This is a genomic window from Stenotrophomonas sp. 86428_Sma (genome assembly GCF_056481585.1).
Genome location: NZ_CM151156.1, coordinates 2,977,941 through 2,992,166, shown reverse-complemented (window position 1 = coordinate 2,992,166; position 14,226 = coordinate 2,977,941). Strand labels below are relative to the sequence as shown.

The 14,226-nt window shown below is 67.5% G+C and carries 14 protein-coding genes; 8 read left to right on the top strand and 6 right to left on the bottom strand.

Features of this window, described 5'->3' with window-relative positions; genetic code table 11:
* Positions 1-85 precede the first annotated feature (85 nt).
* A complete protein-coding gene (locus ACZK3J_RS13705) occupies positions 86-970 on the top strand; it encodes a hypothetical protein (RefSeq protein ID WP_478475962.1) in 885 nt (294 codons plus the stop codon).
* A gap of 48 nt (positions 971-1,018) precedes the next feature.
* Here ACZK3J_RS13705 and ACZK3J_RS13700 read toward each other — a convergent pair whose 3' ends face one another.
* On the bottom strand, positions 1,019-1,315 hold the full coding sequence (locus ACZK3J_RS13700) for a hypothetical protein (protein ID WP_005413768.1): 297 nt from the start codon (positions 1,313-1,315) through the stop codon (positions 1,019-1,021).
* Between the two features lie 171 nt (positions 1,316-1,486).
* Here ACZK3J_RS13700 and ACZK3J_RS13695 point away from each other — a divergent pair, with 171 nt between their 5' ends.
* Positions 1,487-2,143 carry a decarboxylase gene (locus tag ACZK3J_RS13695; protein ID WP_478475961.1) on the top strand — a complete coding sequence of 219 codons (657 nt, stop codon included), beginning with the start codon at positions 1,487-1,489 and terminating at the stop codon, positions 2,141-2,143.
* 68 nt (positions 2,144-2,211) lie between these two features.
* Complete coding sequence (locus ACZK3J_RS13690; RefSeq protein ID WP_478475960.1) at positions 2,212-2,991, top strand: CDP-diacylglycerol diphosphatase; 780 nt, start codon at positions 2,212-2,214, stop codon at positions 2,989-2,991.
* On the opposite strand, the gene ACZK3J_RS13685 is transcribed toward ACZK3J_RS13690, so the two are convergent.
* The gene (locus ACZK3J_RS13685; RefSeq protein WP_049463091.1) at positions 2,988-3,587 is read right to left on the bottom strand and encodes a GNAT family N-acetyltransferase; all 600 of its coding nucleotides are present in this window, start codon (positions 3,585-3,587) and stop codon (positions 2,988-2,990) included. The genes ACZK3J_RS13690 and ACZK3J_RS13685 overlap by 4 nt on opposite strands.
* 219 nt (positions 3,588-3,806) lie before the next feature.
* Between ACZK3J_RS13685 and ACZK3J_RS13680 the strand changes: the two genes are divergently transcribed.
* Both ACZK3J_RS13680 and ACZK3J_RS13675 read left to right on the top strand, forming a co-directional pair.
* Positions 3,807-6,533 carry a TonB-dependent receptor plug domain-containing protein gene (locus ACZK3J_RS13680; protein WP_478475959.1) on the top strand — a complete coding sequence of 909 codons (2,727 nt, stop codon included), beginning with the start codon at positions 3,807-3,809 and terminating at the stop codon, positions 6,531-6,533.
* Positions 6,534-6,874: 341 nt separating this feature from the next.
* Complete coding sequence (locus tag ACZK3J_RS13675) at positions 6,875-7,270, top strand: hypothetical protein (protein WP_478475958.1); 396 nt, start codon at positions 6,875-6,877, stop codon at positions 7,268-7,270.
* Positions 7,271-7,299: 29 nt separating this feature from the next.
* Here ACZK3J_RS13675 and ACZK3J_RS13670 read toward each other — a convergent pair whose 3' ends face one another.
* A complete protein-coding gene (locus tag ACZK3J_RS13670; protein WP_049463088.1) occupies positions 7,300-7,941 on the bottom strand; it encodes a hypothetical protein in 642 nt (213 codons plus the stop codon).
* A 183-nt stretch (positions 7,942-8,124) separates the two neighbouring features.
* Between ACZK3J_RS13670 and ACZK3J_RS13665 the strand changes: the two genes are divergently transcribed.
* A complete protein-coding gene (locus ACZK3J_RS13665) occupies positions 8,125-9,285 on the top strand; it encodes an amidohydrolase family protein (RefSeq protein ID WP_478475957.1) in 1,161 nt (386 codons plus the stop codon).
* A 49-nt stretch (positions 9,286-9,334) separates the two neighbouring features.
* Here ACZK3J_RS13665 and ACZK3J_RS13660 read toward each other — a convergent pair whose 3' ends face one another.
* Both ACZK3J_RS13660 and ACZK3J_RS13655 read right to left on the bottom strand, forming a co-directional pair.
* On the bottom strand, positions 9,335-9,772 hold the full coding sequence (locus ACZK3J_RS13660) for a DUF3806 domain-containing protein (protein WP_478475956.1): 438 nt from the start codon (positions 9,770-9,772) through the stop codon (positions 9,335-9,337).
* 131 nt (positions 9,773-9,903) lie between these two features.
* Complete coding sequence (locus ACZK3J_RS13655) at positions 9,904-10,785, bottom strand: LysR substrate-binding domain-containing protein (RefSeq protein WP_033833894.1); 882 nt, start codon at positions 10,783-10,785, stop codon at positions 9,904-9,906.
* Between the two features lie 122 nt (positions 10,786-10,907).
* Between ACZK3J_RS13655 and ACZK3J_RS13650 the strand changes: the two genes are divergently transcribed.
* Together ACZK3J_RS13650 and ACZK3J_RS13645 are read left to right on the top strand one after the other, a co-directional pair.
* Positions 10,908-11,609, top strand: coding sequence for an ankyrin repeat domain-containing protein (locus ACZK3J_RS13650; RefSeq protein WP_478475955.1), 702 nt, complete (start codon positions 10,908-10,910; stop codon positions 11,607-11,609).
* A 51-nt stretch (positions 11,610-11,660) separates the two neighbouring features.
* Entirely contained in the window at positions 11,661-13,118 is a 1,458-nt protein-coding gene (locus ACZK3J_RS13645) for an amidohydrolase family protein (protein WP_478475954.1), read from the top strand.
* Positions 13,119-13,207: 89 nt separating this feature from the next.
* On the opposite strand, the gene ACZK3J_RS13640 is transcribed toward ACZK3J_RS13645, so the two are convergent.
* The gene (locus ACZK3J_RS13640; RefSeq protein ID WP_049463083.1) at positions 13,208-14,137 is read right to left on the bottom strand and encodes a LysR family transcriptional regulator; all 930 of its coding nucleotides are present in this window, start codon (positions 14,135-14,137) and stop codon (positions 13,208-13,210) included.
* Between the last annotated feature and the right edge of the window lie 89 nt (positions 14,138-14,226).

Genomic DNA, 14,226 nt, shown 5'->3' with positions numbered 1-14,226 from the left:
CCTGGGTTCCGGTTGACCGGGCTGGTCGCGATCGTTCCGCTATTCCTGCGCTACCATCTTGATTCCACGAGCAGGAATCTCATCCATGCCCCCCGTCCTTGCCCGCACGACCGTGTGCGTTGCACTGCTGGCCACCCCGATGCTGGCGCTGGCGCAGGGCTCGATCCTGCCGCAGCAGCGTGACGCTGCGGGCAACGTGATGGAGCCGTTGGGGCAGGTGCTGATCGCCCATGAGACGGGGCCGGCGGGGCTCTACGAGTGCACGCGGGACGGCAACTGGTGCGTGCGCGTGCAGCCGGTTGCCAACGATGGTGACCGGCCGACTGTGCTGGAAGTGCTTGAGAAGGCACCGGGCCAGGGCACGCCGCACACCTACCACGTCAGCATCGACGTGCCGCAGGAAAGCGAGCTGTCGCTGTGGCCGTGGATCGTGCGGCTGGCACCCGGCGTGGGCAGCGATGAACCGGTGACCGACCCGCAGCAGCGCGCCCGCCAGAATGTGCTGGTGGGTGGCATCGTCACGTTCAGCGCCATGTACTCCGGTGGAGGTGCCGACGCATCCACGCTGCAACTGGCACGCGTGCGCCACCTGCAGGACGACGTCCAGGTGGACGACGACGTACTGACCGTGCCATGGCTGGGCAATGCGATGATCCGCGCCTGTTTCAGCGAGCAGGACATCAAGCAGCGGGCAGGCGCCTGCCACGATGAGTATGGATTCTCGGCAAAGCTGGGGCTGGAGACGGCGGCCGAGGGCATGCCGGTGCTGCGCTACCAGACCGTGGCGACCCGGTTCCCGGCCGGTGTTTCGCGCTTCGAGGATTCGCTGGCCAAGAGGCCGTTGAAGAAGCAGGATCTGCGCACCGAGCAGGACCCGGCGTGCACCTACACGCGGCTGTTCCGCTTCAGCGATGGGGTATTCCACCCCGACCAGGCGCTGCCGGATTGCGCGGGGTATACCGAACCCTGAAATGTAGAGTCGAGCCATGCTCGACTCTACAAAAGTCCGCTGCCGCGCTTACTCGCAGCGCGTGGACGTGATGATGTTGTCCTTGTCCACGAACACGCGCAGGCGGTCCTGGCGGATGTCCTTGGTGGTGATGGTGCTGGGGCCGATCGGGTTGACCAGGCCGGCACCACTCTCGCGGGACAGGCGGCGGATGTTGGGCTCGTTGGCCGGCTGGCCGATCGCCCAGCCCAGCTGGCTGGCGTCGCAGCGGCCGCTGCCTTTGACCTCCGGGCCAGGGGTGCTGACGCAGGCCGACAGCAGCAGGGCGGAGGCCGGCAGCAACAGGGACAGACGGAATGCGGACATGCGAGCGCTCCTGCGCAGGGGAAGATGGCGGGAACGATAGCACCGAGCGTGCGAAAGGCGTCAGCGCCCCGGTCATTGCCGGCACAGCGTGGTCATTGCATAGTGGGAGGAATGGCTGGCAGTACGCCAGCGGGCAGTCCGGGCCTTTCCGGCGCAGGTGTTGGATACGGTATGACGGCAGGCAGTTTCCGCGGCAAGGACAAGACGATGACGGCGCTGGTGTTGTCGTTGCTGGGCGTGGCGTTTGCCGCCTCCGCTGCCGATCCGGAACCCGCGCCGGTCGAAACCCCGGTATTCGGCGCCTGGCGCAACCTGCAGACCGAATCCGGCTACGCGCCGGCCCAGCGGAACCTGGCCTTCGCCATGCTGCCGCAGGCGGCCACCCGCGGTGACCGTTTCGCCATTCTAGACCGTGAGGGCAAGCGGGCGGTGTGCTGCCTGCAGGTGGCCAGCCCCTCGCTGGGCGTGGCCGCGCTGCGCGAGCAGTACCACCTGCCGCAGGCCTGGGTGACCGACCTGAGTAATGGTCGCAGCCCCGCACGTCCCTATGTACCGCACGTCTATGCGATGCAGCGGGTGGACGAGCTGGCCGACTACAGCTTTGCCGATGTTCCTGGCGCGTACAGCGACCTGGGCGGGCTGCTGATTCCGGAAGGCGCCGCGCTGGAGGTCGACGGCAGCGCCGTGCGCCTGGGGGACACCCGCTACCCGCTGCATTTCCAGCGCCAGCCGCACGCCGATGACGATGGCGCGCTGGACCGCTACAGCCTGCAGGCCGGCGAGGGTGCCGCTCCGATCGTGGTTGAAGTGCCGTTCGGCACCTACTGATTGCAGCATTGCACTGGCTAGAATGCAGCGCGGCGCTGTCTGCCGTGCCTGCTCCGTGAGTCGTTGCCGTGTCCTTGCGCCCCTTCCTGCTGTCGTCCCTGCTGCTGTTGTCCGCCTGTGCCAGCGCGCCACCGCCGCCGCCGGCCCATTCCGACGCATTGTGGCGATTGATCGAACGTGACTGCCGGGGCGCCGAAGGTCCACGCGGCGACTGCCTGCGCGTGGAGACGGCAGCATACCGCCGCGATGTGCTGGTCAAGGACGCGCACGGCGACTACCAGTTCCTGCTGATGCCGCTGGACAAGGTCAGCGGCATCGAGAGCCGCAGCCTGTACCAGCGTGGTGCACCCAACTACTTCGGCGCGGCCTGGCTGGCCCGCACCCACACCGAACGGGCGCTGGGCCAACCGCTGCCGCGCAACGTTGCCAGCCTGGCGCTGAATTCACCGCATGGCCGCTCGCAACATCAGCTGCATATTCACGTGGATTGCCTGCGTGCCGACGTGCTGCAGGCGCTGGACACGCATGCTGCCGCTCTGGGCAGCCAGTGGACACCGCTGCCGGGGCTGCTGCGCGGCCATCAGTACCAGGCACGCCTGCTGCCGGGCGCAGAACTGACCGCCAATCCGCTCAATCTGCTGGCCTACGACCTCGCAGGCGTGGACGACGTCGGCCAGTGGAGCCTGGTTGTGGCGGGCCGGGACGCCGTGCAGGGCGTCCCGGGCTTCATCCTGCTGGCCACCCGTGTGGACGCGGGCACCGGCAACGAGGCCAGCGCCGAAGAGCTGCAGGACCACGCCTGCTCGGTGCTGACCGGTGCCGGCAACGCGCTGGAGCGGGTGCGCTAGTCCAGCATCCTGTGCTTGCTCCGCCACATGGGTGCGGTCAGCGCCAGCAGCTGGCGATCCTGCCAGCCATCCAGATCCAGATGATGGTCGCGCAGCAGGCCTTCCTGCTCGAAGCCGAAGGCCCGCAGCGCGGTGGCGAACGGATCACTGCAGTCCGGTGGCAGCATCACGAACAGGCGATGCAGGCCGACGTCCTCGAACAGGAACGGGCACAGCGCCTGCAGCGCCGCGTCGGCATGCGGGTGCCAATGCTGCAGCGACAGCAGTTCGGCGCTGCGCGCCTGTAGTGATTGCAGCCGTACGTGCAGCTGGTCCAGTACGTTGCCGTGCTCGTCATCGAACACCCCCAGCAGCAGCTGGTCGTTGTCCTGTTCCAGGCGTGAGCGATGCATGTGGGCGAGGAAGCGCGCTTCCTCATCGATGACGGACGGATCGCGGCGGCCGCGCCGGCGGCGGTCATCGAACAGGCGCCAGCGCGGCAGGTCGGCACGCTGGAAAGGGCGCAGGGTGACCGGTGCGGCCTGCAGCTGCAGCAGGTGACGGCGCAGCACCGGGCGCAATGGGGGAAGGAGGGAAGTGGGGTACGGGGTCATCATCCCCGGCACGATGGCCGTGCCTGCAGCCCTGCACCATTCAAAACATTGCAAAAGTGTGGTGGATGGCACTGCGGGTCTGATTCGGTTCAGGCATAAGCCCATCAGGCCTGGTCATTTCCGTTGAAACCCCCCATTCAGGACACTTTCGTTACGGGATCGTTATGCGCCGTACAGGCCGCTGCCCCCGTACCACCACCCGCCCAACTCCCCAGGAAGCCCATGTCCGCCTCCCACAAGGCGCTGCGCCCGCGTCCGCTGGTGCTCGCACTGTCGTCCCTGATGCTGGTCTCGATGCCGGCCTTCGCGCAGGAAAGCGCACCCACCACATTGCAGGAAGTGAAGGTCACCGGCTCGCGCATTCCACGCGCCAGTGTCGAGGGCCCGTCGCCGGTGACGGTGATCAGCCGCGAGCAGATCGATGCGCAGGGCTACCGCAATGCCTTCGACGCACTGAGCGCGCTGACCGAGAACACCGGCAACGTACAGGGCGAGGACTTCGGCAACACCTTCACCCCGGCCGCCAACACCATCAACCTGCGCGGGCTGGGCCCGAACCGCACGCTGGTGCTGGTCAACGGCCGCCGCCAGGCCGACTACCCGCTGGCCTACGAAGGGTCGGTGAACGTGGTCAACCTGGCCAACATTCCCAGTGCGCTGATCGAGCGCATCGAGGTCTTGGCGGCAGGTGCGTCTGCGGTATACGGCTCCGATGCGATCGCCGGCGTGGTCAACATCATCCTCAAGGACCGCTTTGAGGGCGTGGATGTGAACGTGCGCGCCGGTGGCACCCAGCAGGGCGGCGGCGACAACCAGCGCGCGCAGGTGGTCGGTGGTAGTTCCGGCGAGCGTTGGGATGCGCTGTTCGGCTTCGAGTTCGATGTGCGCAAGGCGATCCACGCACGCCAGCGCGATTTCATGGATTCGCTGGATGATGATCCGGCCGGCAAGGCGCCGCAGGCGACCGCGATCGCCTATCGCCGCAATGCCGCCACCGGCCGCAACATCGATCCGGGCGTCAGTGGCTGCGACGGAGCGTCTGACATCTATGGCGGCAGCGTGTTCCGCGCCTTCAACCCTCGCCAGGGCTGGTACTGCGGCAGCAACGAGGCCGCCGCCAGCTACTGGACCGTGCAGACCCAGAAGCGCAACCTCAATGGCTATGGCCTGCTGACCTTCCACGTCAACGAGACCACTGACCTGTTTGCCGATGTCGCCGTGGGCAGCGCGCGGATCTACAACAACACGCGTGCGCCGACCTGGACCTCGGCCCGCAACTACTTCTACAACCAGAACACCGGCAACCTGGAAAGCTGGTACCGCCGCTTCGCGCCGGAGGAAATCGGCGGGCTGCCGCGCAATGCCAACCGCTTCCTGGAAAACTCGTGGTCGTTCAACGTCGGTGCACGTGGCCAGATCGGCGACAGCGGCTGGGACTATGAGGCGGTCTACAGCCGCTCGCGATACGAGAACCGCACCCGCCGCCCGGTGCTGCTGGCCGGCATCAACGAATACCTGCTCGGCCCGAAGCTGGGTGTGCGCAACGGCGTTGAGGTCTATGCGCCGGATCCGGCGCGCCTGTTCCAGCCGTTGACCCCGAACGAATACGAGGCGCTGTCCGACTACCAGGAAAGCCGTAACGCGGCATGGCTGCAGACCTTCAGCGCCAGCGTCAACGGCCGCCTGTTCGCGCTGCCTGGGGGCGATGCGGCGTTGGCAGCGGTGGTCGAGGCCGGCAGCCAGGGCTATCGCAACCGACCGGACCCGCGCCTGGGCAGCGGCGAGTTCTGGAACACCAGTGCAGGCGTCGGCGCCGGTGGCGAGCGTGACCGCTACGCTGCAGGTGTGGAGCTGCAATTGCCGCTGCTGCAGTCGCTGACCACCACCCTGGCCGGTCGTTATGACCAGTACCGTGCCGGTGGCGAGCACATCGGCAAGGCCACCTGGAGTTTCGGCGTCGAGTTCCGTCCGATCGAGAGCCTGCTGATCCGTGGTACGGCGGCGACCAGCTTCCGTGCGCCGGACATGAACTACGTGTTTGCCACCGAAACCCGCGGCTACAACCCGGGCATGACCGATTACTGGCGCTGCCGCATTGCGGGCCAGTCGTACGACAACTGCGACTACAACGGCCTGTCGATTGATTACAGCAACCGCGCCAATGCGCAGCTGCAGCCGGAATCGGCCAAGTCGTATGGTTTCGGCGTGGTCTGGTCGCCGCTGTCCGGCCTGGATTTCAGCGCTGACTACTACGACATCCGCATCGACAACGAAGTGACCAGCCTCGATACCAGCCGCATCCTGCGTGATGAGGCCGACTGCCGCCTGGGCCGGACGCTGGGTGGCGAAGCGCGCGATATCGGTTCGCCGCTGTGCCAGGACGCGCTGTCGCGGGTGATCCGCAACCCGTCCAATGCAACCGTGCAGCCAGACCAGGTGACCCGTGTGCTGATCAATCCGATCAACGCGGCCTCCGAATCGGTTCGCGGCCTGGACCTGAAGGGCAACTGGCGTTTCGATGCCGGCCGCTATGGCCGCTTCACCACGCGCCTGGCCTACACCGTGGTGCTGGAGCACAAATACCGACAGTTCTCCGATGATCCGGAGCGTGACATCCGCAATTCGCTGGATGACTACCAGTGGCGCAGCAAGGCCAACGGCAGCATCACCTGGAACCAGGGTGACTGGACCACCACGCTGTACGGCAACCGCTTCGGCTCGCTGCCGAAGACCGATGGCAGTGGCCGCATCGCGCCGTACATGACGTACAACGCCAGCGTGTTCCGCCAGTTCGGCGAGAACCTGTCGGTGGGCGTAATCGTCAACAACCTGCGTGACAGCCGCCCGCCGGCGGACAAGAACGGAGGCGGCTGGCCGTTCTATCCGGTTGGCAACTACGACCCGTATGGCCGCCAGTACTGGGTGCAACTGGACTACCGGTTCCGCTGATTCCGCAGGCGAACGAAAGGCCCAGCATTGCTGGGCTTTTCTTTGTGCAGTGCACCCGTGTTGCCGCTGCGCGCGTGGCATGCTGTGGCGCTACCCGGAGGAGGATGCGCATGGATGTCAGGGTGTGAAGTGTGATTGCAGTGGTGGCCATTGCAGGTTGCAGTGGCAGGCAGGCGGCCAGCGTGGAGGATGCCGCGGAGGTGGCCAATGCCGCGCCTGCGCAGTCTCACGCGCAGCCAGCGGAGCACGCTGGGCCATCGCGCGCGGCAACGGCATCGAGTGCCACGACGGCTGCCGCTGGGCTCGCGCAACCGGAGGGCCACTTCCTCGAGGGCGAGCGCATGCTGCTGAGCGAGGGTGCGGTGTCCGTGCAGAAGAGTGAGGCGCTGCTGGGTTCCGACAAGGCTTTCGCGCAGGCGATCAGCCAGTTCGAGCGCGATGCGGCTGGCCACCCGGAAGTGCAGGACCTGACCCGGCTCTACAGGACGGCCGCGTCCCGGCTCATCGGCAGCGACGGCACGCTGGTGTCTTTCGCCTGTGGCTACAGCCTGTGTGTTGGCGAGATCCGAAGCCGTACCGATGAGGATTTCAGTGCCTGGTCCGAGGCGATCGGCACGGACAAGGCGGCCCCGGTCTACAGCCTGGCCACGGCGCCGATGACATGGGGCAGGGACCAGCATGGTGGGCGCTTCGTGTTCTCGGTGGATCCGGCCGCCAACGGCATCACGGGCCCGTAGCGCCGGCGGATGCCCGGCGCCACGGCGCGTTACGGAAGCGCCTGTTGCAGGTATGACTCGATGACGTAGCTGAAAGGCTGCTGCTGGCGGTCGCGCAGCAGGGCGCGCACTTCAAGGATCACGCCGCGGTCGCCTTCGCCCCGCGGCGGCCAGAACGTCTGGTCAGCCAAGGTCTGGCGCTGGAAACCGAGCGGGCCGACCACGCGACCGAACGGTTCATCGGTGCTGTCCAGCACCTGGTTCATGGCCGGGCTGAGGTGGCCGGGCAGGTACCAGTTGTCGGCCTCGGACAGCACGCGGCTGCCGCAGACCAGCTGCACGCGGCGATAGCGCAGGTCGGTACCCGGCTTCACGCCCAGCGCCTGCAGCACGTCGGCGGGGGCAGGCTTGTCCTGGCCGTGTACGCGCACGGCGCGCACCCGCGCCTGTTCGGCCAGGCCGTGCTCTGCGCACCAGTGTTCCAGCGTGGCGGTGGCGCTCTGCCCGGACAGCACGCGCTGGTGCAGGCGCTCGACCAGTGCAGCCGGGGCGATGCGCTGCTGGCCTGGCGGCGACTGCAGCGGCGCGGCGGCCGCAGCATCAGTGGCGGACAGGCTGGCGATCGGAGCGGCGGCAAGCAGGGACGCGGCCTGCCAGCGGCGGAGACGATCGTGGCGGTCGGACGGGCCCATGCGGCATCACAGCGGAAACAGGCGCCCATGTTACCCGTTCAGGGGTGTGCACGGCGTGGCTGCGACCGGTTGTCGCAGGGGGAATCATCGTTCTGATGAATGTATGGCATCCAGATATTTCGTTGGCCGATGGCGCTATCGAGGCGCAGGATGGCGCCAGTCTTGGCTTTCCGGGAATTCCCGATGACCCTGCAGTTCATCCACGGCGGTGTCGACCGCGACGGTGCACCGCTGCACTTCCACATCCGTGATGGCCGCATCAGCGGGCTCAACGGCCATACCGGCCCGGCTGAAGGGGCGGAAAGCGTCGATCTGCAGGGCTTTGCGGTGCTGCCGGGGTTGGTGGATGGCCACATCCACTTGGACAAGAGCTTCGTCGGCGACCGTTGGCATCCGCATCAGCCGGTGAACAGCCTGCGTGAGCGGTTGGCGGTGGAAAAGGCGGCAGTGGCGGCTGCGGCGCCGATGGTCGATCGCGCCGAGGCGCTGATCCGCCAGTGCAGCGGCTTCGGCACAGTGGCAATGCGCTGCCATGTCGATATCGATGGCAGCACCGGCCTGCGTCACCTGGAAGCGGTACGCGAGGCCGCATTGCGCTGTGCCGACATCATGCGCATCCAGCTGGTGGCGTTCCCACAGGCCGGGGTGATGTCCTGCGCTGGTACCGCAGCGGTGTTTGAGCAGGCCCTTGCTGCGGGCGTGGAGGTGCTCGGCGGCATCGACCCGACCACGCTCGACGGTGATGCCGAAGGCCAGCTGGCGCTGCTGTTCGGCTTGGCCGAGCGTTACGGCGTTCAGCTGGACATCCATCTGCATGAGCCCGGCGAAACCGGCCTGGCGCAGCTGCTGCGTATCGCCGCGCGCACCCGGGCCGCCGGCCTGCAGGGAAGGGTGGCGGTCAGTCATGCTTATTCGCTGGGCGAGGTGCCGCTGGCACGCGCGCTGCAGGTGGGCGAGGCGCTGGCGACGGCGGGCGTGGCGATCATGAGCAACGCGCCGGGCGATCATCCATTCCCGCCGCTGCGCGCGTTGCATGATGCCGGTGTGCGCGTGTTCGCGGGCAACGACAACATCCGTGACTGCTGGTGGCCGTATGGCAACGGCGATCTGTTGCAGCGGGCGATGCTGCTGGGCTACCGCTCCGGCTTCCATACCGATGCCGACCTGATGCTGGCGCTGGACATGGTGACCACCCATGCCGCGCAGGTGATCGGGCTGCCGCAGTACGGTCTTGTGGAAGGGCATCCGGCCACATTCGTGGCGGTGCGTGCCGACCACGGCCCGGCCGCTGTGGCCGCAGTGCCGGTGGAGCGACGCGTGGTAGTTGATGGCCGTTGGCTGTAGATCCACGCCGGGCCAACCCGTGTAGCGCCGAGCCACGCTCGGCGGCTTTTCATACGTAATCGTCGGCGCGGGTAGCGACGAACTCTTCCAGCCACGCAAGCAGGTGGGCGATGTCGATGATCTCGCCCTGCTCGACGCGCTTGAGCAGCAGCGTGCTGGCGCCGATCTGCAGGCTGCTGTTGGCATAACGCAGCACCGCGTCGATGCCCCAGGCATCGGTGACCTGCATCCAGGCCAGGCCCGGCACGCGCTGGGCCAGGGTGTCACCGAACGCCACGCCCAGCGCTTCCCAGCCATCGCAGTCGGCACGGTCGATCAGCTCGGCATCGACCACGCGCTGCAGTGTGCTGGCCGCCAGCGGCCATTGCACCGGCAACGTCGGGAAGCCGGCCGCCACGCGCGCGGCGATCAGCGAGCGCTGGTGCTGCAGATGCGTCTGCAGTGCAGCGGGCAGGGGATCGAAGCGGGTGGGGATTTCATCGGACATGGCGAGGCGCCGTGGGGCACGGAAACAACGGGCACTCTACGAGGCGATGTTGCCCGCCGTGCGGCCGGATTGGCCAAGTTTCGATGCTTGATGCGCGAAAGGCATCCACGCATGGCGTGGATCTACCGTGCTCAGTCCGGTTCGCGCTGCACCTGCCGCCACAGCTCGCTGGCCAGTGCGCGCACGGCATCATCGGCGTCCGCGCGATGCAGCAGGCCGATCTCGTAGTTGTCGATCACCGGCAGCTCGCGCTCTCCATCGATGATGCGGTGCTCGCGGCTGACCGCGCGGCGCGGCAGCAGGCTGATGCCGATGCCATCGGCCACCGCGCCCTGGATGCCGCTCAGCGACGAGCTGGTGAAGGCGATGCGCCAGCGCAGGCCCAGCGCTTCCACGGCATGGATCATCTCGTCGCGGTACAGCCCGCGCGGCGGGAAGGTGACCAGCGGCAGCGGGTCCTGCTGCAGGCAGCTGCTGCGCAGGCTGTCGATCCAGTGCATCGGCTCGCGCCGGCAATGCACCGCCTGGCGGCTGTTGCGGCGTTGCTTGACCAGCACCAGGTCCAGCTCACCGTGGTCGAAGCCCTGCGCCAGGTCGCGGCTGAGGCCGCTGCTGATCTCCAGCTTCACCTGCGGGTGGCGACGGCTGAAGGCGGCCAGCATGCGCGTGGTCTGCGCGTTGACGAAATCCTCGGGCACGCCGATGCGGACCGCGGTCTCCACCGTCGCACCGGCCAGCGCCTGCGCCATTTCCTCGTTCAGGTCGAGCATGCGCCGCGCGTAGCCGAGCAGGGTGTGGCCGGCGTCAGTGGGGTGCACGTCGCGATGGCCGCGTTCGAGCAGGCGATGCCCGGCCAGTTCCTCCAGCCGGCGCACCTTCTGGCTGACCGTGGACTGGGTCGAATGCAGGCGCGTGGCCGCCGTGGTGAAGCTGCCGCAGTCGGCCACCATCACCAGCGCCCGCAGCAGGTCCAGTTCGAACAGGGTTCTATTCGATTTGGCACTGTCTTGCATTTGAACATTTCACTTCTGGATACCCAGGGCGACTTCTACCATGCAGGGCAGGGGCCGGCAATGCCCGGCTGTTGCTACCGTCGCACGGCGTTCCGTGGCGACGGACATGAGGAGACACTGTCATGCGCGTCCATCATTCCGCTGGCTGGCCTGCGCCGTTCACGCGCGTGCTGCTGTTGTGCCTGCTGGCCATGGTCACCCCCGCCTGCACCGCCACGTCCAGGGCCGACGCAGACGCGCGCCTGCGGGATGCTGCCAGCCGCGGCGACGCCGATGCGGTGCGACAGGCGATTGAGGATGGCGCCACGCTGGAGGCGCGCGATGGCCAGGGCCGCACCGCGCTGCTGCTGGCCGCGCATGGCAACAACGTGGATGCCGCGCGTGAGCTGATCGAGGCCGGGGCAGACGTCAACGCCAAGGACGCGTTGCAGGACAGCGCCTACCTGTACGCCGGTGCGCGCGGCCTGGACGAGTTCCTGGCGATGACCCTGGCGCATGGCGCCGATCTGCGCAGCACCAACCGCTATGGCGGCACCGCGCTGATTCCGGCCGCCGAGCGCGGTCACGTCGCCACTGTGCGCACGCTGCTGCGGGCCGGTGTGGCGGTGGACCATGTCAACCGGCTGCACTGGACCGCGCTGCTGGAAGCGATCCTGCTCGGCGATGGCGGTGCGCGCCACGTGCAGATCGTGCAGCTGCTGCTGGAGGCCGGTGCCGACCCGGAGCTTGCCGACGGCGACGGCGTGACGCCGCTGGCGCACGCGCGCCAGCGCGGCTATACCGGAATTGAGACCCTGCTGCGCCAGCACGGCGCGGTGCGTTGAATGCAAACCCCTTCCACCCGCACGCTGGGCGTGCCCATCAGGATGCTGTCCATGTTCCGTTCCCGTCCGTTGCCCCTTGCCATCCTCCTTGCGGTAGCACCGCTGTCGGCGTCTGCCGCCAAGCGCGCCGACCTGCTGATCCGCAATGCCACCGTGGTCGATGTCGAGCACGCCAGCACCCTGGCGGGGCAGAGCGTGGTGATCCGCGGCGAGGACATCGTCGCCGTCGGCCCGGATGCACAGCTGCGCAGCCAGTGGAGTACGGCCCGCCAGATCGACGCCAAGGGCAAGTACCTGATCCCGGGCCTGTGGGACATGCACGTGCACTTCGGCGGCGGCCCGGCGTTGATCGAAGAGAACAAGGCGCTGCTGCCGCTGTACATCGCGCACGGCATCACCACCGTGCGTGACTGCTCCGGCGACCTGCCCGAACAGGTACTGCAGTGGCGCGGCGAGATCGCCAAGGGCACGCTGTTCGGCCCGCGCCTGCTCAGTTCCGGCGCGAAGATCGAAGGCATCAAGCCGGTCTGGAAGGGTACGATCGAAGTGGGAAGCGAGGCCGACGCCGACAAGGCGATCGCCCGCCTGCAGCACGACAAGGTTGATTTCGTGAAGATCACCGACAGCACGCTGAAGCCGGAGCTGTTCCTGTACTCGGCCAGTGCTGCGCGCAAGGCCGGGTTCAAGGCCTCGGGTCACATTCCGATGGCGCTGACCGTGGAACAGGCGGTCGATGCAGGCCTGGCCTCGATCGAGCATCTGGACTACGCATTCAAGGCAGGCAGCAAGAATGAAGCGCAGATCGCCGCCGACTTCGGTGCCGGCCGCATCGACCGCGCCGAAGCCAACCGCCGCCTCGACGCCAGCTTCGACCGTGACACGGCGATGCACGCCTACCGCGATTTCGCCAAGCGCGGCGTGTTCGTGACCCCGACCCTCAACGGTGGCCGCATCCTCGATTTCCTTGACCAGGATGACCACGCCAACGATCCGTACCTGGCCTACATCGGCCCGGGCCTGCGCGCGACCTACCAGTGGCGCGTGGACCGCGCGGCGAAGGCCACGCCGGCACAGATCGAAGCGCGCCACGCGCAGTACCACCAGGTGGCCGCGGTGCTGCCGATGCTGCAGGAAGCCGGTGTGACGATCATTGCGGGCACCGACGCGGGCTTCCTCAACTCGTTCAACTTCCCGGGCATCGCCCTGCACCAGGAATTGCAGCTGTTCGTGAAGGAAGGCCTGAGCGCACCGCAGGCGCTGTCGGCCGCAACCCGTTCCGGCCCGGCCTGGTTCGGCCAGATGGACCGCTACGGTGGTGTCGCACAGGGCAAGGCCGCCGATCTGGTACTGCTGACCGCCAATCCACTGCAGGACATTGCTGCCACCGAAAAGATCGACAGCGTGATCCTGCGCGGCAACGTGTATGACCGCGCCGCGCTGGACAAGATGCTGGCCGACACCAAGGCCAGGGTCGCAGCGTGGAATGCCGAGGCGGCCAAGGCCAACTGATTGCGGGGCGGGGCAGAATCCACGCATGGCGTGGATCTACCCGTACCATCAGTAGATCCACGCCATGCGTGGATGATGCGGCCGATGACCTAACGCGGCGCCGGCCGCATTCCATGCAATTGCGGCAGCGCGGCCTTCATCGCATCGATGAAGGCGCGCAGCCGCGGCGGCTGCTGGCGCGCGGCGGGAAACACCACGTGTACCGGCAGTGCCGGCGCCTGCCAGTCCGGCAGCAGCTGCACCAGCCGCCCTTGTGCGAGATCGTCGGCCACCAGCCAGGCCGAGACCACCGCTGCGCCCAGCCCCGCACATGCGGCCTGCTGCACCACGAACAGGTTGTCGCTGAGCAGGCGCGGGCTGATCGACAGCGTATGCGCGCGGCCCTGTGCGTCATGCAGCAGCAGGCGTTCGCGGTAGTAGGTGACCAGCGAGATCCACGGCAGTGTCTGCGCCTGTTCCGGCGTACTGACTGCTGTGGCGTCCACCAACGAGGGCGCTGCCACGACGATGCGCGGCACTTCGGCGAGCGGCAGTGCGACCATGCGCGGTTCGTCGACCGGACCCACCCGCACCGCGCAGTCGATGCCTTCTGCGATGAAATCCGGGCGACGATCTTCAAGGATCCACTCCAGGCTCAGCTGCGGGTGCTGGGCAAGGAACGCGAGCATGGTCGGCAGCAGCTGCGCCTGGCCGAACGCGTGCGGCACCATCACCCGCAGGCGTCCACGCAGCGTTTCCGGTTCGCCGTGCAGTTCGGCCTGTAGCGACTCCCATTCGTCGACCACGCGTTGCGCATGGCGCTGGCAGCGCAGGCCATCCTCGGTCAGCTGCAGGCCGTGGGTGGAGCGCTGCAGAAGGCGCAGGCCTAACTGCCGCTCCAGGGCCTGAAGGCGGCGGCTGACCGTCGGCTGGGTGGTGCCCAGCTGCACGGCCGCAGCAGACAGGCTGCCGGCATCGACGATGCGCAGGAAGGTGCGAAGCAGATCCAGACGATCGGCGCCGGTGGCGAGGTCATTCATGCGCTTTACGTATGAAGTGTATGTGCGGAAGCCTACTACAGACGCCTCGCGAATACCGGCAGGATACGCCCACTTCCCCCACCGGACTC